Consider the following 22,875-nt stretch of genomic DNA (forward strand, 5'->3'; position numbering starts at 1 on the left):
CAACGTCGGGCTTAACTATTCATATTCAAGACTAGATTAACTCTAATAACGCCTGTAACGGATGTTTAGGCTTAATGTGCTCAAAACGTTTTACCTGACTGCGGCAAGAGTAGCCCGTGATCAAACAACGTTCTTTTGGCAGTTTTTCTAAACTTGGTTTCCAGCTTAGCCCGTAAATGTCTTTCGACATTTGCAGTTTATCAAGCTCATGACCAAACGTACCCGCCATACCACAACATCCAACTGGTACTGTTTTTAACAACCCGCCAAAGTGAGCAAAAATTTCGCCCCACTCTTTTTCAGCGTTCGGTAACTTGGTTTTTTCGGTACAGTGAGCAAGCAAATACCACGCTTCGCCGTTGGTGCTGTCTGAAGTTGCAAACTCAGACAGACGCGGTTTCATCCATTCATGCACCGTTAACACAGAGAAATCGCCACGCTTGTCGCCAAGCACCTCTGCGTATTCATCGCGATAGCAAAGTACCAACGCCGGATCAACGCCTACCATAGGAATGTCAAGATCCGCCACCTTCTCTAGGAAAGCTGCTGTACTTTCTGCCGTTGCTTTAAACTGCTTCAAGAAGCCTTTGATGTGCTGTGCTTTACCGTTTGGCTTGAACGGTAACAACACTGGCTTCTTACCCAGTTTAATTGCTAATGCGATGAAGTCTTCTACCACTTCAGCATCGTAATAACTGGTGAATGGATCTTGAACGATGATGACATGTTGCTCACGTTCATCTTTTGATATGCCAGCCAAATACTGCATATCAAAAGTGGCAACTGGGTGGCGACGAGTACGTTGTGCAAGCGTAGGAACGCTCAGTAACGGCGCATCCACATACCCTACTGTTTTTGCTGTTAGGCTTTGAACCCATTTTTGTTCCAACACACCATTGACCAGTTTCGGCGCTTTGCCCATCAGCGGTAGCATGGTTTCGATATTCGCCACCAAATAGTCTTTCACCGGACGTTGATAACGTGAGTGATAGATATTTAAGAAACGCGAACGGAAGCTAGGAACATCAACTTTGATCGGACACTGACTTGCACACGCTTTACACGCCAAACAGCCGTTCATCGCCTCATACACTTCATGAGAGAAATCATATTCATGGCGCTGATTGATACGGTTACGAATGCGATCAATCATGGTTTTGATGCTGGCCGTCTTGGACAGTGTTTGATTTTCCAGATCCAGAATATCAATACCCTGCTCTGTAAGCTGACGCAGCCATTCACGCACCAGACCCGCACGACCTTTCGGCGAGTGACGACGATCAGCCGTGACTTTCATTGACGGACACATAGGTGAGCTGGTTTCATAATTGAAACACAAGCCGTTGCCATTACACTCCATCGCCTGTTTAAAGCTGTCACGGACTTGCACATCGATTTGACGATCGTAATAGCCACGTTTTCTGTCTGACACTTTAACCAGTTCAAAATTGGTATTCAGCGGCGTACAGATTTTACCCGGATTCATCTTATTGTGCGGGTCGAAGGCTTCTTTCACACGGCGCAGTTCGGTAAACAGCTCTTCACCAAAGAATGCAGGACCGTACTCAGAGCGGAAGCCTTTGCCGTGTTCACCCCACATCAAACCGCCATATTTCGCCACCAGCTTGACGACTTCGTCAGAGATTTCGTGCATCATTAGCTCTTGTTTCGGATCGCAAAGATCCAACGCAGGGCGAACGTGCAATACACCCGCATCGACGTGACCAAACATCCCGTAAGCAAGTTGCTTAGAATCCAATAGTTCTCTGAATTCAGCAATGAAATCCGCTAAGTTTTCAGGTGGAACACAGGTATCTTCGGTAAACGGTACTGGTTTTGCTCGCCCTTTCGCTGCACCCAAAAGACCTACCGCTTTTTTACGCATGTTATAGATACGGTTGATGCTGGCTAAATCCGTGCACACTTGGTAGCCGATAATGCCACCTTGCTGATTAGCCAAAGCTTCATCAAGACTTGCTGTTAGCTTTGCCACTAAAGAATCTACCGTTGCTTCATCCTGATCGGCGAATTCAACGATATTGATGCCTTGCATCTCTTTGCCCGGAACGTCCGTGATAAGGTCACTGACGCTGTGCCAAACGATATCTTCTTTGGCAAGGTTAAGAACCTTAGAATCGACCGTTTCAACAGATAACGCATCCGCTTCGACCATAAGAGGTGCATTACGTAAAGCAGAATCAAAGCTGTCGTATTTCACGTTCACCAAGGTACGTGCTTTAGGAATACGAGTCAGGTTAAGTTTGGCTTCAGTGATGAACGCCAAAGAACCTTCCGCACCACAAAGAACGCGAGTGATATTGAACTCTCCCGTTTCTTCATTGATGGCATTTTTCAGGTCATAACCGGTCAGAAAACGGTTAAGAGGAGGAAACTTGTCAACAATCTGCTGGCGCTTATCACGACATACTGCTTCCGTCACCTGCATCGCTTGATAAGCATAGTTGCCTTCATCCGGCGTGCCGTGTGACATGTCAGTTTCAAGAATCGAACCATCCGCGAAAACCGCTTGCAGAGACAAAACGTGATCAGAGGTTTTACCGTATTTCAATGAACCCTGACCAGAGGCGTCAGTGTTCACCATACCGCCTATCGTTGCGCGGTTACTGGTGGACAGATCGGGTGAGAAGAAAAAGCCGTAAGGACGAACAGCGTCATTGAGCTGATCTTTAATCACACCGCTTTGAACACGAACCCAACCTTCTTCAGCATTGATTTCAAGAATCTGATTCATGTAACGCGAAAGATCGACCACGATACCTTTAGTCAGAGCCTGACCGTTAGTACCAGTACCGCCACCACGTGGGGAAAAAGTCACTCTTTCAAATTCAGGTTTAGCACTCATCTTGCCGATTAGGGCAACATCTTCCGTGGATTTAGGCAAAATCACAGCTTGTGGAAGTTGTTGGTATACACTGTTATCAGTGGCTACTGCCAAACGGCTAGAATATTGAGTTTCGATATCGCCGGTAAAACCAGCAGCTTCTAGTTCATGTAAAAACGTTAATACAACCGGATCGACATCAGATTGAAAGTGAAGTCTTGGTAACATTTGCTTCCTGCCCGTAAGTCGCTGATCCAATCAGCTATGGGTTTATAGGTTAATTATATGAATTCGGTCACTTTACAACATTTGAAAAGGTGATCAAATCAGAATCTCGTTGACAGAGCGAATCAAATACATTTTTCTAACTGTTCAAATTCGTTTCGCTTGAAAACATAAAGTTACAGCTGTGCAAACGTTTGCCAAAAAGCTGGGCTAAAAAGTTGTTATGCATTACCAAGGCCGATTGGCCTTTACGGATACACCATGAGAAAAAACAAAATCGTAACTACGGAAGATATCTTGCTAAAGCTGTGTCAATCCGTCTCTTCAGTTCTTACTTCCGCAACCAACTCCAACATCAACTATTCGGCGATGGTGCAGAAAATCAACAAAACATCTCTTAAACCAGATTTTGGTTGTTTTGTGCTATTTGATGGTGGCTTTTCGGGACTAGTCGTTATCAACTTTACCGCAAAAGCTGCCCTTGAGGTTTACACAAACTACATGCGTAGCATGGGCATGCCTGAAGAAGAACTGGCTATTTTGCACACTTCTGACGAAGTGGGTGACGTACTAGGCGAATTAATGAACCAGCTTGTTGGTGACTTTACCAACAAGATCCGCAAGGAGCTACAAACCAACATCACCCAGAACCAACCAAAAATGCTGTCTTTGAATAAGCAGGTTATTCTATCTGTCGATACCAACCTCGACAGACCTCAAGTGAGACGAGTGACTTTTTCTACAGAGAAGAACAACATTTTCTACCTAGAACTCGCCATGGATAAAACCGAGTTTATCCAACTTGAAGACTTCGAGATGACCGAAGATGAGAGTCCAGATTCTATTCTAGAAAGTACTCAAAAAGGTTTAACGGCAAAGAAAGAAGATAAGCAAGAGGATGACATCGCGTCAGACCTATTAGACGAACTAGGCTTATAGTATTGGTTGCCACCCATAAAGGTGGCTTCTTCCCTTCCCCTAATGCTGCAAAAACGTTAAAATATCGGACTTTTCTAATCACGGTAATAGGTCAACAGACCCTAAAGTTTTTGAATGTCGATTGATAAAAAGAAAGCCCTGAAAAAAATTGCCAAGTGTTTAGAGCTTGGAAACTCAGCAAACGTAAACGAAGCCGCCAATGCGATAAAAATGGCGCACCGTTTAATGCTGAAATATGGTCTTGATAAAGATGATATTGAATTCATTAAACTGGGTAAAACACAGTCTAGCCACTTACTGCCCACCTCTATCAGCTCAGGTATATTACGCATCATTCGTGGTATCAATACTAAGTTTGGTGTAGAAGCTGTCCTTATCAATCACAAAGGTTTAAAACGCGTAGAGTTCATCGGTGAAGCCGATAGAGCTATTTTTGCCGCTTTTGCTTTTGATATTGTTTACAGAGAAATGAACGAACACACTGGACAATTCCGCAATAGTTTTGCTGGAAGTGGAACTTCTACACTAGAAGTAAACAGACGCGTTAATTCCTTTGTTTCTGGATGGATTGAAGGTGCATTGGAAAAACTTCCTATCATCTCTCCCGATGAAGACTCTGCAAACAAAATCAACGATTACATAGACAAAGAATTTAAGAACGTCGATCGCGAAACGTTCAAGCAACAGCTGCGTGAGGCAATGAAAAACCTAACAGCGGATTACGAAGTAGGCTTAAAGAAAGGTCGCAGAGTATCGGTCAATCGTCCGATAAATGGCGCACAAGCACCTAAACTATTGAAGTAGACCTTTCGTTGAAAGTTTTTCGTCAGCCCAACGTTAAATCAGACTTTTCCTAGTTGATCTTCTGCTTCGAATTTCGTCTGATGCATGCGGAAAAAAATAAGACATGGAGTAGATACCTTGAAAAAAATCACATTAGCCCTAGCAGTGGCAATTGCATTATCTGGCTGTCAGGCAACTCAACGCCAAAACGCGACAACGGGTGAAACAGAAACAAACTCTGCAACCAAAGGTGCTTTGCTCGGTGCTCTAGCTGGTGCAGCTGCAGGTTTAGCGACAGGTGATGACGCAAAAGAGCGTCGTAAATACGCGCTGATTGGTGCAGCAGGCGGTGCTGCTGTCGGTGGTGGCGTTGGTTACTACTTTGACCAGCAAGAAGCCGCACTTCGTAAAGAACTTTTAAACTCAGGCGTACAAGTTGAGCGCGTGGGCGAAAACCAACTGCTTCTTCGTCTGGAAAACGGTATTGGTTTCTCTAGCAACTCCTACCAACTTGACTCTAGCATTCACAACACACTGCGTGGTGTTGCCCGTATTCTTGTTGAATACCCTGATACAAGCCTTGTTATTGATGGTCACACCGATAGCACTGGCAGTGATAACACCAACCAAATCCTATCTGAGCGTCGTGCTGAATCTGTTCGCTCATTCCTAATTTCACAAGGTGTTGCCACAGGTCGTGCAATTGCTCGCGGAAACGGTGAGCGTTACCCGCTTTGTTCAAACAGCACGGCACAGGGTCGTTCATGTAACCGCCGTGTAGAAATTCAAATTCTACCGTTGAAATAAACCGTCGATAAATAAGCTCATACAGCAGAAAACGGAGTTTGATTGGCTTTAAAAGATAACTCCGTTTAACTCGTCAGCAACTAGCGTTAAGATAAACTTAGTTTAAATCCCAGCTTTAAGGCTGGGATTATACTCAAACTACTTAGAGTTGCATGTAAGCGAAAAGTGAGTGAATCCCCATAAGCATAGATAAATTATGTGATTGGGGTGAAGAACGAACGTAGACAACACCGCTGCAGCTTCAAGTAGGAAGAGTATATTCTCTGAAGTAGAACACGGAAGGTTATCTTGAATCGATTGCTAATAGGGCTTATTTCTCTCTGCTGGGCTTTCTCCATATACGCAGATACAACCGCAGATCCTCAAATAGCTGAGTTACTGCGTAAAGCCAACAACAACGATGCTGAGGCACAGTATCAATTAGCTCTTCGCTACCAGTCTGGCGATGGCACTCCTCAAAACCTAAGCGAAGCCTTTTACTGGTTTCAACAATCCTCTGAAAGAAGACAGCCTCAAGCAATGCATCAACTGGCAAAGATGTATTTACGGGGACAAGGCACTGAAATAAATACTGCAGAAGGCATATACTGGCTAACAAAACTGGCTACTCAAGGGAACCCTGAGGCGCAGTTTGATCTAGGTAAGCAGTATCAGGCATTGAAGAACGCCCTTACTTCGCAGCAGATGGCAGAAATTTGGTACCGTACCGCTGCCGAATCTCTGCCAGAAGCCGAACAAGCATATACACAAATACTGGAAGATAAATTCAACCAGCAAAGAGCAAAACAGGTATCAGCGATTGACCAGTTCGACAACGAAGCCACTGTTGAGCAAGAGACAAGTCCTGCGCCTTCAGGTTTGAACATAGACAAACTGAATTGGGTTTATATCGTGATACTGGCATCGATAGCTCTACTAATGCTTGTTGCATCACTCTATCAGCGCCAGAAAAGGCACAAGAAAGAGACAAATGCGTTAGACCAGTTAACAGAGCAACAACAGCTAGAGCAAAAGCTAGCTGACAATATCGCCGTGATTAAGAAGCAAAAAAGACAACTTGAAGTTCTTTATCAAGAATTAAAGCGTTCACAAAAAAACCAAGCGACTTCAAACCAAGATCAGAAGTTTCAACTCGCCTGCGCAGTGTTTGGCTATCATCCGAGTCAAGTACCTGACGAGAAAACCATTAAGATTCGCTATAAGCAGTTATCCAAGATTTACCATCCAGATATGAAAGGTAGCGACGAAGAGATGAAGCGCTTAAATGGCGCCCTCAAAACCATCCTAAATAAAGTTAACAATTAGTTACAACTAGAATGGCAAGATATCTTCAGCCCTTTTAAATAGTTAGATTTTGCAATCGATAATACTCTCATTACAACAACATTTAATTAACATTATTCATTTTACTGTGGCATAATCCGCGCGAAATTAGCGCCTAACAGCTAAGAGTCTTGTAGTCTCACTCTAATGTTTAGTGAGAGATTGAGCGACAAGTCTTTTAATTACCAGTAAGGAGAAGAAATGTTTACTATTGAAGGCCTGTGTGACTGGTGCAAAAAGCCAAGTTTACTACTGACAAAACACGAATATGTAGATGGTAAAGCCCATCACTCATGTGATCGTTGCAATGACTTTGCACGTATGGATGTCAGACAGTTCAATATCGCGGAACAAGCTATGCGGGAGCGACAACAGCCTCACTCCCTGTGAGTTCATAAATGATTAACTTCTATTGGCATGACGAAATCTGTGCTTAGAGTGATACATAGACTGGTCTGCAATATTTAAAACATCATCGAGGGGAAGGTTTTTATCGAGATCAATAACCATCCCCGTTGAAATACTCACCAATAACTCAGTTCCGGTATTGCTGTTATAAAATGTAAACTGCTTAATGTTCTCGATCATTTGTTGGGCCTGTTGAACATCAACGCCAGTGATCAAAACAAACTCATCGCCACCGATTCGGTATGCATCCCCTTTCCATAAACGTTTGATGTTACTAGCAAGCTGCTTAAGTACTTTATCGCCAATATTATGTCCATAAGTGTCATTAATATCTTTAAACTTATTAATATCTAAATAAACAAGAATTTTTCTATTGGGAAATGAACCACCATATTTTTTATAAAGAGCCAGTCTATTTTTTAATCGTGTTAATTCATCAGTAATCGAACGTTTATGGAAAATAAACACAACACTGATTAAAACTGAAATAATAAACATAAACCGAATAATACTATTTCTACTTATTTTCTTTTGGGTTTGTATCGTCGTGTACCAATCTGGCGGATAATCATATTTTTTAATCGTATCAGTAACATCGATTAAATTAATAGCTTTTGAAAAAAGTGTAGCTAATACTTCCCCCTTTTCATTTTTTTGAAAGCCAAAGCCCAAATCATAAGAATAAAATACACCAACATCTTTATCTTCAGTAATAGGAATGATATTTTTCGAACGACGTAACTTATCATTAAGTGTTGCTCTGATTATTGCAATATAATCCACTTCATTTTTCAACAATCCATCTAATAGGTCATCTTGCGTCTCATAATATATAAACTTTTTCTCCGGCAACATTTGATTAAGAGTTGAAGCCAGAAAATTACCTTCTACCACGCCGATTCTTTCAATGAACATTTCGGAAACAGAACGATACATACCGTCATTGTAATGTTTGCGTTTAACTAGAATCGCTTCTGGGCTGTAATACCCTTCGCTGAAATAGAATAGTTCTTTACGTTTATCTGTGATCGCAAGTGGTGACAAAATATCGATAGACTGATCTCTTAAGCTGTCGTACATGCTTGGCCAAGATTCATCCGCCTGACTGACAAGATGACAGTCTATTTGTAATATATCGCAAGCTTCAAACAATATGTCAGCAGCAATACCATCAACATGGCCGTCAAGATGATAGTTAGCAAATAATGGCATGTTTTCTAGCTTTACTTTAAGCGGGTCTAATACATTGATACCACTATGGATTACTTGCTTACGCAAAGCTTGCTTTCGCACAGACAACTGGTAGCTATCTATCGATTCTCTCAACAGTTTTTGGAAATCTGTCGTGTGCGCATGTTCTTCAATAAAGCGCAATAATTGCTGATTCTTCCCTTTTGGAGTAACAATTGATACTGGATGTAAAGAGAGATGGTCATTGAATAATCGTGCATCTGCGCCAGACAACATCATCTTTTCTAGCTGGCTTATCGCATCCGCGACCCCATCAACTTGTCGAGACTGCAACATAGCAATTGCTTCGTCTATTTTATGAAATTCAACAAACTTTAAATTTGGAAAATCCTCGGCAATAATACTCTTAATTATGGTCCCTTCAGGTACAGCTAATGTGGAAATTTTATCAAGTTCGATCCCACCTAAAGTAAAGAGATAAATATATTCAATACCGACCGGCAGAGAAAAATCTAAGGATCTAGCTCGCTCCGGTATATAAGTAACATTTGAAAGAAAATCGACGTAGCCTTGCTCAACCGCTTCTAATGCATCAGAGAAGCTTTCAAACTCTATGTATTCAAAATTTACATTCTTCTTCTTAGATACCGAGTCAAACAATATCTTTGTCATAATGTCATCAGTTTCTGTTGCAACTAAATAACTAGTTTGATGATTTGCTAATACTCCAAATGAGCATAAGAAAATAATAATGACTAAAATAAATTGAAAATTAAACATCAATCACCTTAATTCGCTAATTTGGGCCATTTTGGCTTTATACATTTTGGTGTCGGCGATATGAATACAATCATCAAGTGATAAATAATCATTGTTAGACGAATAATAACCATAAGAAATAGTCACATTGAACTTACGACTGCTAAGGTCGGTAAACTCAAAACAGCCGATATTAGATAGCATTTCTTCAATATCTTGTTCGCGGATTTTTCCGATTAAAATGAACTCATCGCCACCGATACGATAGCTGTCACAGTTCCAGTCTCGGCGTATATTCTCAGCTATTTTTTTGAGTACCGCATCTCCAACGGCATGACCGTAGGTATCATTTACCGTTTTAAATTTATTTACATCGAAATAGACCAACACCTGTCCAGAGTACAAACCATGTTTGTATTTTCTATATAGCGCTAAACGATTCTTCAACTTGGTTAAACTGTCTGTGACCGATTGTTTATGCCATATATAAGAAAGGACAACCAATGTCAGCATTATTACCAGCAGCAGTTGTTGGCTTTGCTTAGTGAACTTTTTTTGGCTGAACAAAGTCTGTTGCCAATCTGGTTGGTAATCGTATTTTTTTATGACGTTATTCATATCAATGAGTCTAATAGCTTCATTGAATAGATCAGTAAGCTTTCTGCCCTCATCATTCTTTTTGAAAGCGATACCGATTCCATAACTGAAGACTGTGCCGATAGTATGATCTTCTACGATAGGAAAAATCGTTCGAGTGTCGCGAACCAATTCGTTGTATGTCAGACGTGACATGGCGATATAATCCACTTCATTGGCCAACAGCGCTTTCAATTGCTCCTTCGCGGTTGTATAGGTGCGAAATGACTTGTGTGGGAGTCTACGGTGAAGGACTTGTGCCGTCAGTCCACCTTTAATTACCCCTATTCTTTCAGAAATGAGTTCAGAAACGGTACGATAGACACCGTCTTTATAGCCATTACGCTTAACAACAATGCTCTCCGTTTTATAAAAACGATCACTTATATGTACCAGTTCCTCCCGGCTAGGAACTATTGCTATAGGAGATAGAATATCTATCTCTCCACTTAGCAATCTTTCATACATGGATTGCCAATCGCCTTCTTTAGCGGTTTCAACATCACACTCAAGACGCATAAGCTGGCATGCTTCAAAGATTACATCTGCAGCAATCCCAATGACCTTTCCATTATCATTTTGTACCCCATAACGGCGATAATCCTCGACAATAACTTTAAAGGGGCGACTTAAATCAACACCACTTAATAGCACTCTTTTCCGTAACGCTTGGCGTTGAACGTCGAGCTGATAATTCTCAGCGGTTGTCCTAATTAGGCGTTGCAGTTCCGGCTTGTGTAAATACTGCTCCAATTTTTTCAGCAGTTCGATATTCTCGGGTTTAGCTGTCACCATAGAAACTGGCTTTAACGGAAATTGATAGTTTAGCAGTTCGGCATTCATACCCGCCAATGCCATAAATCTCAGTTGAGACGCTGAATCGACAACACCGTCGACTTTGCCACTGCAGAGCAAGTCTTTAGCTTCAGAGATCGTTTTATACTCAACAACGTGAAGATTTGGGTTTTGTGTTCGCATTAACTCGGCAAATACTGTTTCACTGGGAACAGCTAGCGTTGACATATCTTTAATATTGGTTTTTTTTGAACTAAAAAGATAAGTGTATTCAAGGTTGGTTGGTGCTGAAAAGATCAGTTTTTTTGCTCGCTCTTCGGTATAGGTAACGCCGGAAGCAAAATCAATATCACCAGAAATAACGGAATTTAATCTTGGTGCAAATTCAGAAAAACGGATTAGCTCGAAATTTATAGACAGCTCTTGGGCAACTCTTTCTAACACCGTTTCAGCAATAATGTCTTCAGTACTGATAGCGATACTATAAGTCGACTTGTCAGCCGCCACAGCATTGCCTGCTAGCTTGGCCAACAAACATAAAAATAAGGTGAGATGATAAAAATGCTGGACGACTTTCATTCGCTGCTTCGACTCAATGATTACAACAGTGAGTTTAATTGAAACAAGGCAGGCCAGCCTATAGAGTCTATCGTAGGAAAATTCTTTAAATTTTGATGACTCAGGGAAATGCAACTATACGGAATATAGAACAGTTGAATAATCGCAACTCCAACGTGTTGATAAAAATAACGATCCAGCGATTAATACTGTACAGGATAGGTAAAACCAACAGCTGTCACTAACTTCCGCAGAATTTGAATCCACGATTGACCAGTCGCCAAACACAGCTCTCCTAAACCACTTCTATTTATCAACAAGTTACAAAATCTACCATAACTTTTTGCTCAAATTTCCCACAAAAACATAAATTTCTTCTTGATCAGTATTTGGTTTAATACTACTGTATACACATACAGCATGTATAAAAGGACAGTGTTATGCTAAATAGTGAATTGCTAGTTAACAAATCATTCGGTATTGAATCAAACGTAACTCGCTTTGGAAATCCAACGAGTAAACATCATTCATTTTCTACTGCATCAGCCGCAGATATGTTTGTTCGCCTTTCAAGTCTATCCCAGCACAAACAATGGATCCTGTTTACTGGTGAATGTCCACGTCCTCAGTATCACGAGCTAGCCGCTCACCAAATACATTGCAGTAGAATTATTCATATGAAGCCATCTCAATCGCAATCAGAAATAACCATTGTGATGAAAGCTATCCAATCGGGTAACGCGAGTGCTGTGGTTGCCTCTGGTAACATCGATATCGTTAGCCAAAAACTACTTAAACAAATGGCAACAGAATACCGTTGTGAAGTGTTTTTCCTAGAACCTACAGCACCACAATTCCACTAATCTCTATCACTGCCTTTTGCCCTCTCGATGAGAGGGCTTTTTCTATTTTTCCCTGAATGCTTTGTATCCCCACTCTCTAGCATTTCATTTTGTGCATGTTTGTATGACTCAATTTTTACACCATTTCTACGAACAAAAAGATATTTAAGCAAACGTTTGCTTTTTATATGGCGACATAAAATAGTTCTGGTATGATGCGCGCAGTAATTGATATCTCACCGTGCTTAGATATCTTCTTTCTATACCCGAATCTCTTAAGGCTGCTATTTCGCCAGTTTATAAGTAGGATGGGTATATGACGTTTGAAATAAGATAGGAATGTCTCCATGAGCCTTGCTGACCAAGTTCTTGCCGTCAATGACGATCTCCCAATTCGTACCCATCAGCCAGTTCATAGCGGTAAAGTTCGCTCTGTGTACTGGCTAACTGAAGAAGACAGCCGTCGCCTTATCAAAGAGAAAGGCTATGATGTCGCTGAAGATGCACCACTTGCCATCATGGTGATCAGCGACCGTATCTCTGCGTTCGATTGTATCTGGCATGCTGAAGGCGGTATTGCAGGCGTTCCGGGTAAAGGTGCGGCACTGAATGCGATCTCTAATCACTGGTTCAAACTTTTCAAAGACAACGGTCTAGCAGATAGCCATATTCTGGATATCCCACACCCATTTGTTTGGATTGTTCAAAAAGCTAAACCAATAAAAATTGAAGCCATTTGTCGTCAATACATCACAGGTTCCATGTGGCGAGCGTACGCAAAAGGTGAACGAGAGTTCTGTGGTATTGAGCTTCCTGAAGGTTTAGAAAAAGACAAAGCACTTCCTGAACTGCTAATGACACCTTCAACGAAGGGTATCCTTAAAGGCATTCCGGGAGTTCCTGAAGCAGACGACGTGAACATCACTCGTAAAAATATCGAAGACAACTTCGCAGCGTTCAACTTCAGCAAAGCGGAAGACATTGCACTGTACGAAAAACTTCTTAAAGAAGGTTTCGGTGTGATTAGCCAAGCACTCAAAGAAATCGGCCAGATTTTCGTAGATACCAAATTTGAATTTGGTTACGTCACTGATGCTAACGGCGCAGAAAAGCTGATCTACATGGATGAAGTGGGCACACCTGACTCATCGCGCATCTGGGATGAAGCGCAATACTTGCAGGGCAAGATTGTTGAAAACTCAAAAGAAGGCTTCCGTCAGTTCCTATTAAACTACTTCCCTGACCCAGATATCCTTCTTAACAAAGATCGTATGCCTGAGCGTGAAGCACTGGCACGTGACAATACTTTACCACTAGAAGCGCTAATGGATATTTCACGCACTTACTTGGGTATTGCAGAGAAAGTTGTCGGCCACAAAATCGAGCTAAGTGACAATCCAAAGCAAGAGATCATCAAGATTCTTGACGAGCAATATGGTCTGATTGATTAATCATCTGATCAGCAAAAAGGGCGCTTAACTACCAGTTTCCAATAGAAACTAATTAGTGAAGCGCCCTTTTCATTTCTGAATAATTCATCACAAAGTGATAATAAACTCGTCTTGCTTACCCGCTTTAATATGAGCTTCACAGTTAGATTGAATAGATTCAATCTGTTGTTCGTCTAATGCATATGGCATGACAAGTTTAATTTCTTCAATTCCTTCGCGTTTCGCTAACTTCACCAGTTCAATAAGATTTGACTCATCGCTGTGGTTACTTGATAAACGTTTTAACGCTATTTCCCAAAGCCTATCTTCAGGACTCATTCTTTCTTTTACCGATTCATTCCAGACAGTACCAAAAACCGGAGCAAACGATTTCAGCGCTTCAGAAAAGGTCCATTTCTTGGAACTTGAGGTTCCTAAAAAAGTGGTGTAATCAAACACTGCGCAAATTCGTTGTGGTTTATCCATTCTGTTCCCCGACATAATTGGCAACACAGTGTTATCAATATTAGACATCCCTAACTTTATAGCAATACGATATAAAAAAACGTTCTTTTATGCCCTTATTTTCATGGCCACTGATATATAAAAACCAAATTGGTAACAAAAAGTAGCTACAGCGTTCAACAACCTATGCCTTAATGATTAATATTTTAGATTTAAAACATATTCAGCGGATATCTACGACTCTGCTGGCTTTGCGATATTGAACCCGATAACCGGACCAACGAGGTAACTCCCAGCGTTTTGGATCGCCTTTGCGTAAGCCACCTTGATAGATGACGCACACCAGTTTTCGTTGCACAAAATACTCAACCTTAAGTTGGATATCACTTAGGGTTATTTCGAGCGGATATAAATCGGCGAACTCTTCTTTTTCCCAATATGGTATACCTTCAAACGGGAAATCGTCGCCACTGAACATGACCAACTCTTCAAGTGAGCAAATACCTAAAGCCGTCAATTGCTGTTCAAACCATGTGGTAAAAGTCAGGTCATCATGGTTTTTCGTCTTTTCATCCAACCCCAGTTCAACATAGATTTTCCATAGTTCAATCTCGGCTGTACGCTGCTTCGCAAATCCAGCAAAACACTTTTCAGCTATAACGGCGTTTACGATCGATTGAATGGCAAACTCGCCACTGGCTTCTACGCTTTTAGACTTGATTACGCGACCAGCATGAATAAGCTGTTGCTCAGACATCAGCACACCATTATCAAGGCTAGCTTCCACCTGCGTCCAATGCCCAAGTTGCAGTTCTTCTATCAAATCAAAAGAAACAGGCATCATCACTGTAGCTAGTGTCAGGGTCTGCTTCACTCCCCGCCCGGGCAAACTGTGCTGGTCAAGCACCAATGCAGCTTCGGCTTTAGAGGAAAATCGACTATTTCGGCCGATCAGCACTTCCATTTGTCCATTAGCCAGTGCTTCTTTCCGTCGCTCTCTACGCACAAACACCAACTCAGGGTGAAGCGCTGCAATCGCTTGAGTCAACGCATGATGTTGATATCGAGAAGCCACCTCTATTTGCGGTAGTCCGTAGATCTCTCTCATCTGCTTGGATAATCCTTGAGCCTCTTTCAATGCTTCAAGATCAAGGTTAATCGCCGAATACTCTTTTCCTCGAACCAGTTGAATCAACAACTGACCATCACAGCATTGGGGTTCTTCTTGACTGAGCTTTTCTAAAGCCTCTTCGTTCGATGATAGTTTGTAAACCGAAGCAGGAACGGAAAGCGCCGCAGCGAGATCGATCATCGCCTCTTTTAAAGGCTTGGATTCAATACGCGCAACCAAATCGGCATAAAGGGCATCCACCGGAAGCGGCGCTATCTGAACACCATGCTCCGTAATGTTGCCATGCTCATCGATCGCTTTCATGCCTGTGAGAATATCCGTTGCTTGTACTCGCGTTTTTTCTGGTAAAGGCTCTAAAAAATGTAAATCCGATAGACGATGACCACAGCTCGCTGAGGCTAACATGGGTTCCACCAGCTCTTCACGCTGCATAGAAGGTGGCGTTACAGCCTCCAGCACTGCATGCTGGCCATAAAGACGAATCGCAATACCATTCATCACTCGTCCTGCTCGACCACTTCTCTGTTTGGCGCTTGCTTGTGAAATCTGTTTTAGAGTGAGTGTGGTTCGCCCGTTACGCTGCACATTTCTTCGTTCTAATCCGCTATCAATTACGGCTCCAATATTGGGGATAGTCAGCGAGGTTTCAGCGACGTTGGTCGCTAGCACCACTTTTTGCTGATTTTGCAGGGAGAGAGCGAGGTTGCGCTCTTTATCAGAAACCGAAGCATGCAGCGGAGTAACCATAATATTTTCTATACTGCTGAGTATTTGCTGGCACTGCTGAATCTCTTTACGCCCGGGAAGAAAGACCAAAATATCTGCGCTGGTTCTTGTCAGTACCTCTGTCACTTCTTGCTTTACACGCTCGGCAAGGTAACGAGCGTCAGGTAACTGCCGTGAATCAGTGGCTCTATACTCGACCGCAACATCATAAACCCGTCCTTCTGCTTTTAGTCTCACCGCTCCTAAATAGTCCGCTAAACGCTCCCCTTCTAAGGTTGCCGAGGTAACAATCAAGCGGATCTTTTGTTGCTGTTTAAGTAAGGCTACAAGTAAATCTGTGTCCCAGCGTCTTTCATGAAATTCATCCAACATGACAATATCAAAGCGCGCCAGCTTATCTTCAGCAAACCAACGTAATGCGACGCCCGGAGTAACAAAAACCACCTGAGATTCTTCGCTAAAGCGATTTTCCAGTTTTATGGAATAACCAATGCTTTCACCGACTTTCTCTTGACGTTGGAAAGCCAAATATTCCGACAGAGAGGTACACGCAATTCTGCGCGGCTCTATAACGAGAACTCTGCCCTGTTCAGCAGCCCAAAGTGGCAAACAAGTTGACTTACCAGAGCCCGTTTCCGCTTCAACGATGACAGGTGATTGATTAAGCGTGGTTAAAAATGTGCGCTTTAAAGGCTGAATAGGAAGTAACGGCATAATAAATAACAAGATAAAAGAAACAATGGATGAATGTGTTTGGGTGAATACAGATTCTAGTCTCCGCTCAACATCACCGCTCAAAATACAATTAACTTCAGACACACTTGAATAAAGCAGCATAATGTTCTGAAGTCTAGCGGTTGTCTATTTACAAGACAGTCACCAAGCCGTTATCATTTTTGTGTCAACCTTTTCACATAAATCCATAGGCCAAAAATGAATAACGATAAACGCCCTCTGTATATTTCATATGCTGGGCCTGCTCTTTTGAGCACACCTCTACTGAATAAAGGTAGTGGTTTCTCAGCAGAAGAACGAGCACAGTTCAATCTAGAAGGGCTTCTGCCTGAAACAACCGAAACAATACAGGAACAAGTGGTTCGTGCCTACCAGCAATATTGTAGCTTTGACAACGATATGGATAAGCACATCTATCTGCGTAACATTCAAGACACAAACGAAACGCTCTTCTACCGCTTAGTGCAAAACCACATTTCAGAGATGATGCCAATCATCTACACGCCGACCGTTGGCGCTGCATGTGAAAATTTTTCTAATATCTACCGTCGTGGTCGTGGCCTATTCATTTCTTACTCTAACCGTGATCGTATTGATGACCTACTTAACAACGCTGCAAACCACAATGTTAAAGTCATCGTTGTTACCGATGGTGAACGTATTCTAGGTTTGGGCGACCAAGGTATCGGCGGTATGGGTATTCCAATTGGTAAACTATCTCTATACACCGCATGTGGAGGTATCAGCCCGGCTTACACTTTGCCAATCGTGCTTGATGTTGGTACAAACAACCCACAGCGTTTAGCGGACCCTATGTACATGGGGTGGCGTCATCCTCGTATTACTGGTGCAGAATACGATCAGTTTGTAGACGAGTTCATTCAAGCAGTTCAACACCGTTGGCCTGATGCTCTTATCCAGTTTGAAGACTTTGCGCAGAAAAACGCGATGCCTCTGCTTGAGCGTTATAAAAATCGTATCTGCTGCTTCAATGATGATATTCAAGGTACTGCAGCCATTACTGTTGGTTCTCTGCTAGCAGCTTGTAAAGCGGCAGGGACCCAGCTATGTGAACAACGTATCACTTTCCTTGGTGCAGGTTCTGCCGGTTGTGGCATTGCGGAAGCCATCATTGCTCAAATGGTTTCTGAAGGTATTTCCGATCAGCAAGCTCGTTCACAAGTTTACATGGTTGACCGTTGGGGCTTACTGGAAGAAGGTATGCCTAATCTGCTGGACTTCCAACAACGACTTGTTCAGAAAAAATCAAACACTAAAGACTGGGTTTCAGAAAACAACGGCTATTCATTACTTGAAGTAGTTCGTAATGCTAAACCAACTGTTCTTGTTGGTGTTTCTGGCGCACCAGGCTTGTTCAGTGAAGAAGTGATTAAAGAGATGCACCTACACTGCCCTCGTCCAATTGTGTTCCCGCTTTCGAATCCAACAAGCCGCGTAGAAGCAACACCTAACGATATTATTCGTTGGACAAATGGTGAAGCCCTAGTTGCAACAGGCAGTCCATTTGACCCTGTGGTTCACGAAAGTAAAACTTACCCAATTGCGCAGTGTAACAACAGCTACATCTTCCCAGGTATTGGCCTTGGTGTTCTGGCTGTGGGCGCAAAACGTGTAACAGATGCTATGCTGATGGAATCAAGTCGTGCGTTAGCAACATGTTCACCATTAGCTATTAATGGTCACGGCCCGTTGTTACCACCTTTGGAAGCCATCCATTCTGTATCGAAGAAAATAGCCTTTGCGGTGGCAAAGAAAGCCATTGAGCAAGGTGTAGCACTAGAAATTACGGATGAAGCACTAGAACTGGCTATCGAAAACCATTTCTGGCAACCAACGTACCGCCGCTACAAACGCACAGCATTCTAATTCAATAGACCTAAGCCCCCAAAGCCAACGTACGGGGGCTTTTTGTAAAGCACAACCATTCACCCAATAAATAATCTTCTGTTTGGTAATTACCTATGTTAAGTTTCTTCGCACCTGCCGGACATTATATTGCGCCGTATCTGAGTGACATTTCCGTTGCCTTAATAGCCTGCCTACTGGTGATGCTCGGTGGTGAGATTAATGCTTTATTACGCCGTGTAATGCGTAATCAGCACTTTATTTTTAGAACTGTCGCCTTTATCTTAGTCAATGCATTTGGTTACGGATTAATCATCATCAAAGCAAGCCCTTACTTAACTCGGACACTCGCAAATTTAGAACAGGGCATGATGTTTTGTTTAGTCACAGGCAGTTTCGTTGTAATTGGATTATGGGCTCAAAAACATCGTCACATCTAAAATCGAATTCGCTCAGTATGCTCATGCTTAAATGTAAAAACGGTAAGTTTAAAGGCATGTCGTTACTTAAGCGTGGTCTAAGACTTCTCTCTATTTTGGTTATCTTAAGCGCACTATCCATTGTTGGAATAGATCGCTGGGTAAGCTTGAGAAGTGAAGACCATATCATCAGTGATATCACACAGGTTCCTGAATTTCAGGTAGCTGTGGTTTTGGGCACCAGTAAGTATCTGGGAAAAACGCTTAACGAGTACTATTCACACCGCATCAATGCAGCTATCTCACTTTATGACTTGGGTAAAGTAAATCGCTTCTTACTCAGTGGCGACAATGCTCATCGCTCCTACAATGAACCTTGGACAATGAAACGAGATTTGCTCAAAGCAGGTATACCTGATGGCAGTATTTTCTTGGATTACGCTGGGTTTAGAACCTTAGATTCCATAGTTCGCGCAAAACGTATTTTTGATACGGATAATTTCTTGATTATCACACAACGCTTCCATTGTGAGCGTGCTCTGTTTATAGCTCAGTATCACGACATCAATGCCACCTGCCTTGCAGTGTCAGACCCTGTTAATCATTCTGGAATTAAGACTCGTACTCGAGAAGTCTTTGCGCGCACCAAAGCATTTTTCGATCTCTACATTTTCAACACTCAACCTAAGTTCTTAGGCCCTAAAGAACCAATTATTATTGAGTCAGAGCCAACCACTGAATTAGAAGAAGCAACGACAAATTCTGAAAAGACCACAGACTCAACACCACAAGATCAGATGGTTGAAGAACAGACAGAACACCCGACACACAACGACTCGCAATAGCTTTTAGCTGACAATTCTTGGTTTTTTTCCGCCATTATTTATTGTTGCCACTTTTTTTTGTTACAGTTGGCGCAAACTAATAAAACACGAGTAATGTCATGTCTGTCATCGCATCGGGCGTATTAAACAAAATGCGCGCTCAACTGGGCGAAAATGTTCACTATCAATTGCCTGTCGGCGAAGGTTTTGTCGACCTGAATCCGTTCATCAATAAACCCATCACGCTAAAGCACACTGGCAATATTTTCTGTTGTTCATGCGGTAAGAAAACCAAAAAAAGCTATTCGCAAGGTCATTGCTATGTGTGTATGACTAAACTGGCGAGCTGCGACATGTGTATTATGAAGCCGGAAACTTGCCATTTTGATCAAGGCACCTGCCGTGAACCAGATTGGGCACAAGACCATTGCATGGTTGACCATTATGTTTACTTATCAAACACGTCAAGCATAAAGGTGGGCATCACGCGCCATACGCAAATTCCAACCCGCTGGATAGATCAAGGGGCGACTCAAGGCCTGCCTATCTATAAGGTTAAAACTCGCCACATCTCTGGCTTGGTTGAAGTAGAACTGGCTAAGCACATCGCCGACAAAACAAACTGGCGTACACTCTTAAAAGGCAATGGTGCCCCGCTCCCTTTAGAGGAACAGTTTGCTAAGCTGCGTCCGCTGGTTGAAGAAAAGATCGCAGAGATTAAACAGCGATTCGGTGACGATGCCGTCGAAGAGGTCAACGCTCAAATCACCGAGATTCAATACCCTGTAGAAGTGTTTCCAAGCAAGATCACCTCGCATAACTTTGATAAAGAACCGGTTGTTCGCGGCGTACTGCAAGGTATAAAGGGCCAGTACCTCATTTTGGATACGGGTGTTATCAACATTCGTAAGTTCACCTCTTATGAAGTCGAAGTGAGCGCAGAATAAACTCTCTTTATAAAGAAGAAGGGCTCGGTATAGCACCGAGCCCTTCTTCTTTAGACCTTGTTATTCAGAACCTACAAGCTAGAAAGCACTTTAAACAGCTCGTCTATTTCACTTTTGGTGTTGTAGTGCATAAAACCTATACGAATCACACCACCATTTTGTTCCAATCCAAGCTGACGAACCAACCCCAGAGCATAGAAGTGTCCGTTCCAGACACATATGTTGTGCTCACCTAAGGTTTTTGCGACAAATTCCGGCGGGAAGTGGTTCATTCGAATCGCAAATGTTGGGGTGCGCTTCTCACTATCCGAGCATGGTAAACCATAAAGTGTTACGCCATGAAGTTGGCTTAATTTTTCCAGAAAGTAAGCACTTAATTGTTGTTCATGGTGATTATACTGCTCAAAGCTCGTGACCAACCGCTGGCGCAAACTGTCCTCGGGGTTTCCCCATTGGGCGAGATATTCAATCGCCGCAATCACACCCGCTAAACCTTCAAAGCTTTGCGTACCCGTTTCATAACGACCCGGACCAATATTGGTTGCCGGTTCAACCTTATAAGGCTTCAATGCATGCAACCAGTGAGGCGCAACATAAGCCATGCCCACGTGCGGGCCGAAGAACTTATAGGCAGAACATGCAAGAAAATCACACCCCAACTGCTGAACATCAATCAGGTGATGCGGTGCATAGTGAACAGCATCAACATAGACGATAGCGCCATAGCGATGCGCTTCATCGACAATTCGTTTCACATCAACAATTGAGCCAGTGGTATTCGATGCATAAGTCACCGCCACCAGCTTAGTTTTAGAGTTGATTAAAGACAGTAAGTGTTCGGTATCCAAAGTGCAGTCTGTGATATCCACTTGTGCCTGATGAACAACAACTCCTTTGTCCTGTGCTGCTTGTTGCCAACTTGAAACATTCGAGTAATGGTCAAGCGACGTCACTATGATTTCATCACCTTCATTCCACTCTCGACTGATGGCTCGGCTAAGCTGAAAAGTCAGTGACGTCATGTTTGCACCAAACACAATGTTGCCTGAAGACTCTGCATTTAAAAGTGCCTGAGCATGCTCGCGAGCTTGTTGCATCAAATCGGTGGTAATTCGGCTGGAAAAATAGTGTCCACCCAAATTGGAATTGTAGTGACCAAGGTAGTGCGACATCTGAACAATCACAGATTGCGGTACCTGAGAACCACCCGGCCCATCAAAGAAAATCACAGGTTTGTCGTTATGCATTTGTGAGAGAGCAGAAAACTGCCCTCTCACTGTTTCTAAACTGAATGCATTAAGATTGGAGGGCATTCTTTGCTCCTTTCGCGGTTAATACGAATACGTCCATATGCCCTTCTTCACCATGTTCAACTGAACGAATCGGACGAGCGTTATGCCAAAGTATGTTATCTGCCAGCATCGCAACTTCACCGTTATCTAGCACTTTGCGGAAAAACGGTGCGTCATGGCAATCTTGATAAAGCATGATTTCCCCGCCCACAATGTTGTGTCGGTCGATACCAATAATGGCGATATGGTCAAAGCCATCTTGATGAACACCTTCAGGTGCGACTTGGGTTTCATCGAAGATGGCCGCAATACGCATCTGGTGGATTTCGATTTCTTGACCGTCTGGAAGTTCATTACTGCTGACAAACAACTCGCACATTTCTCTCATACCTTCACTTCTCAAAGTCGAGGATAAGATCGGTTCAAAATGACGAACGACATTGCCTTGGAAATGGTTAATGTCGTCGGATTGCATAAAGTCGTGCTTATCCGTCGGGAGCACTTTGCCTTCGATAAACCGAACCACAGAGTAGCGACGTAGTCGATACTGCCCGTCAGCATGATCAGTACGTGGCAAGTTAACAAAAGATGGCGCAAGCTGGGATAAAGCGTTTTGACTCAATTGAGTTATATGTAGGGTATTTAAGTGTGAGTGCAACATCATCGACTCCTTAATGAAGACACTTTTGTTATTATTATATTTAACAATTATTTTACATTTATAGTACGCATTAATTTGGTGAATTCCAGTTTTCACGGCAACAAAACCCACAAATTTAAACAAAAAAAGAATAATACACTACAAATTGTCAAAAAAGCGGTCTATTACTTCAATTCATAACCTTTAGGAAGGCTAAATTTGAACGCTTTCCCTTAAACTCACCTAACATATTCATTTAAATCTATTATTTCTCATTTCCATTGGCTAATT

At 42.5% G+C, this 22,875-nt stretch carries 18 protein-coding genes; 11 read left to right on the forward strand and 7 right to left on the reverse strand.

The features are described 5' to 3' along the window. Positions 1–31 precede the first annotated feature (31 nt). Positions 32–3,070, reverse strand: a complete 3,039-nt coding sequence (gene ydiJ, locus ACRQQK_RS00085; RefSeq protein ID WP_457509218.1) for a D-2-hydroxyglutarate dehydrogenase YdiJ — start codon at positions 3,068–3,070, stop codon at positions 32–34. A gap of 258 nt (positions 3,071–3,328) precedes the next feature. Between ydiJ and ACRQQK_RS00090 the strand changes: the two genes are divergently transcribed. The 5 genes from ACRQQK_RS00090 (at position 3,329) to ACRQQK_RS00110 (ending at position 7,309) form a co-directional block, all read left to right on the forward strand. Beyond that, positions 3,329–4,006, forward strand: a complete 678-nt coding sequence (locus tag ACRQQK_RS00090) for a DUF3334 family protein (RefSeq protein ID WP_457509220.1) — start codon at positions 3,329–3,331, stop codon at positions 4,004–4,006. A gap of 120 nt (positions 4,007–4,126) precedes the next feature. Further along, positions 4,127–4,810, forward strand: coding sequence for a DUF2786 domain-containing protein (locus tag ACRQQK_RS00095; protein WP_457509451.1), 684 nt, complete (start codon positions 4,127–4,129; stop codon positions 4,808–4,810). A 117-nt stretch (positions 4,811–4,927) separates the two neighbouring features. Further along, positions 4,928–5,596, forward strand: coding sequence for an OmpA family protein (locus ACRQQK_RS00100; protein WP_171137494.1), 669 nt, complete (start codon positions 4,928–4,930; stop codon positions 5,594–5,596). 288 nt (positions 5,597–5,884) lie between these two features. Further along, complete coding sequence (locus tag ACRQQK_RS00105) at positions 5,885–6,901, forward strand: J domain-containing protein (protein WP_457509222.1); 1,017 nt, start codon at positions 5,885–5,887, stop codon at positions 6,899–6,901. A 219-nt stretch (positions 6,902–7,120) separates the two neighbouring features. Beyond that, positions 7,121–7,309: a hypothetical protein gene (locus ACRQQK_RS00110; protein ID WP_457509224.1), complete on the forward strand. Its 189-nt coding sequence runs from the start codon at positions 7,121–7,123 to the stop codon at positions 7,307–7,309. 12 nt (positions 7,310–7,321) lie between these two features. Here the strand turns inward: ACRQQK_RS00110 and ACRQQK_RS00115 are convergent, their stop codons facing one another. Both ACRQQK_RS00115 and ACRQQK_RS00120 read right to left on the reverse strand, forming a co-directional pair. Continuing rightward, complete coding sequence (locus ACRQQK_RS00115; RefSeq protein WP_457509225.1) at positions 7,322–9,298, reverse strand: diguanylate cyclase domain-containing protein; 1,977 nt, start codon at positions 9,296–9,298, stop codon at positions 7,322–7,324. Between the two features lie 3 nt (positions 9,299–9,301). Then, positions 9,302–11,287 (reverse strand): diguanylate cyclase domain-containing protein, encoded by a 1,986-nt coding sequence (locus ACRQQK_RS00120; RefSeq protein WP_457509227.1) that lies wholly within the window; start codon positions 11,285–11,287, stop codon positions 9,302–9,304. Positions 11,288–11,706: 419 nt separating this feature from the next. On the opposite strand from ACRQQK_RS00120, the gene ACRQQK_RS00125 reads away from it, so the two are divergent. Both ACRQQK_RS00125 and ACRQQK_RS00130 read left to right on the forward strand, forming a co-directional pair. After that, positions 11,707–12,129: a hypothetical protein gene (locus ACRQQK_RS00125; RefSeq protein WP_457509229.1), complete on the forward strand. Its 423-nt coding sequence runs from the start codon at positions 11,707–11,709 to the stop codon at positions 12,127–12,129. A 326-nt stretch (positions 12,130–12,455) separates the two neighbouring features. Beyond that, positions 12,456–13,559 (forward strand): phosphoribosylaminoimidazolesuccinocarboxamide synthase, encoded by a 1,104-nt coding sequence (locus tag ACRQQK_RS00130; protein WP_457509231.1) that lies wholly within the window; start codon positions 12,456–12,458, stop codon positions 13,557–13,559. 87 nt (positions 13,560–13,646) lie between these two features. On the opposite strand, the gene ACRQQK_RS00135 is transcribed toward ACRQQK_RS00130, so the two are convergent. Next, on the reverse strand, positions 13,647–14,039 hold the full coding sequence (locus tag ACRQQK_RS00135) for a transporter (RefSeq protein WP_457509453.1): 393 nt from the start codon (positions 14,037–14,039) through the stop codon (positions 13,647–13,649). Positions 14,040–14,226: 187 nt separating this feature from the next. Further along, positions 14,227–16,575 carry a helicase-related protein gene (locus ACRQQK_RS00140; RefSeq protein WP_457509232.1) on the reverse strand — a complete coding sequence of 783 codons (2,349 nt, stop codon included), beginning with the start codon at positions 16,573–16,575 and terminating at the stop codon, positions 14,227–14,229. Between the two features lie 219 nt (positions 16,576–16,794). Between ACRQQK_RS00140 and ACRQQK_RS00145 the strand changes: the two genes are divergently transcribed. From ACRQQK_RS00145 to ACRQQK_RS00160, 4 genes are all read left to right on the forward strand, one after another. Continuing rightward, a complete protein-coding gene (locus ACRQQK_RS00145) occupies positions 16,795–18,483 on the forward strand; it encodes an NAD-dependent malic enzyme (protein WP_457509234.1) in 1,689 nt (562 codons plus the stop codon). Positions 18,484–18,578: 95 nt separating this feature from the next. After that, positions 18,579–18,902, forward strand: a complete 324-nt coding sequence (locus ACRQQK_RS00150) for a DUF3392 domain-containing protein (protein WP_042488356.1) — start codon at positions 18,579–18,581, stop codon at positions 18,900–18,902. A 23-nt stretch (positions 18,903–18,925) separates the two neighbouring features. Then, positions 18,926–19,726: a SanA/YdcF family protein gene (locus ACRQQK_RS00155; protein WP_457509236.1), complete on the forward strand. Its 801-nt coding sequence runs from the start codon at positions 18,926–18,928 to the stop codon at positions 19,724–19,726. 98 nt (positions 19,727–19,824) lie between these two features. Beyond that, the gene (locus tag ACRQQK_RS00160; protein WP_457509238.1) at positions 19,825–20,652 is read left to right on the forward strand and encodes a DUF2797 domain-containing protein; all 828 of its coding nucleotides are present in this window, start codon (positions 19,825–19,827) and stop codon (positions 20,650–20,652) included. Between the two features lie 71 nt (positions 20,653–20,723). On the opposite strand, the gene ACRQQK_RS00165 is transcribed toward ACRQQK_RS00160, so the two are convergent. Next, positions 20,724–21,965: a cysteine desulfurase-like protein gene (locus ACRQQK_RS00165; protein WP_457509240.1), complete on the reverse strand. Its 1,242-nt coding sequence runs from the start codon at positions 21,963–21,965 to the stop codon at positions 20,724–20,726. Beyond that, positions 21,949–22,605 carry a 2OG-Fe dioxygenase family protein gene (locus ACRQQK_RS00170; protein WP_180980186.1) on the reverse strand — a complete coding sequence of 219 codons (657 nt, stop codon included), beginning with the start codon at positions 22,603–22,605 and terminating at the stop codon, positions 21,949–21,951. Before ACRQQK_RS00170 ends, ACRQQK_RS00165 begins: the two co-directional genes overlap by 17 nt. Positions 22,606–22,875: the final 270 nt, after the last annotated feature.

The sequence above is a fragment of the Vibrio sp. C8 genome, from assembly GCF_054051265.1.

Bases quoted from the DNA above. Each gene is read 5' to 3' on its own strand.
- ACRQQK_RS00160 (WP_457509238.1), top strand. From the start codon at position 19,825: ATGTCTGTCATCGCATCGGGCGTATTAAACAAAATGCGCGCTCAACTG.
- ACRQQK_RS00115 (WP_457509225.1), bottom strand. From the start codon at position 9,298: ATGTTTAATTTTCAATTTATTTTAGTCATTATTATTTTCTTATGCTCA.
- ACRQQK_RS00090 (WP_457509220.1), top strand. From the start codon at position 3,329: ATGAGAAAAAACAAAATCGTAACTACGGAAGATATCTTGCTAAAGCTG.
- ACRQQK_RS00150 (WP_042488356.1), top strand. From the start codon at position 18,579: ATGTTAAGTTTCTTCGCACCTGCCGGACATTATATTGCGCCGTATCTG.
- ACRQQK_RS00135 (WP_457509453.1), bottom strand. From the start codon at position 14,039: ATGTCGGGGAACAGAATGGATAAACCACAACGAATTTGCGCAGTGTTT.
- ydiJ (WP_457509218.1), bottom strand. From the start codon at position 3,070: ATGTTACCAAGACTTCACTTTCAATCTGATGTCGATCCGGTTGTATTA.
- ACRQQK_RS00155 (WP_457509236.1), top strand. From the start codon at position 18,926: ATGCTTAAATGTAAAAACGGTAAGTTTAAAGGCATGTCGTTACTTAAG.
- ACRQQK_RS00125 (WP_457509229.1), top strand. From the start codon at position 11,707: ATGCTAAATAGTGAATTGCTAGTTAACAAATCATTCGGTATTGAATCA.
- ACRQQK_RS00165 (WP_457509240.1), bottom strand. From the start codon at position 21,965: ATGCCCTCCAATCTTAATGCATTCAGTTTAGAAACAGTGAGAGGGCAG.
- ACRQQK_RS00170 (WP_180980186.1), bottom strand. From the start codon at position 22,605: ATGTTGCACTCACACTTAAATACCCTACATATAACTCAATTGAGTCAA.
- ACRQQK_RS00145 (WP_457509234.1), top strand. From the start codon at position 16,795: ATGAATAACGATAAACGCCCTCTGTATATTTCATATGCTGGGCCTGCT.
- ACRQQK_RS00120 (WP_457509227.1), bottom strand. From the start codon at position 11,287: ATGAAAGTCGTCCAGCATTTTTATCATCTCACCTTATTTTTATGTTTG.
- ACRQQK_RS00140 (WP_457509232.1), bottom strand. From the start codon at position 16,575: ATGCCGTTACTTCCTATTCAGCCTTTAAAGCGCACATTTTTAACCACG.
- ACRQQK_RS00130 (WP_457509231.1), top strand. From the start codon at position 12,456: ATGAGCCTTGCTGACCAAGTTCTTGCCGTCAATGACGATCTCCCAATT.
- ACRQQK_RS00110 (WP_457509224.1), top strand. From the start codon at position 7,121: ATGTTTACTATTGAAGGCCTGTGTGACTGGTGCAAAAAGCCAAGTTTA.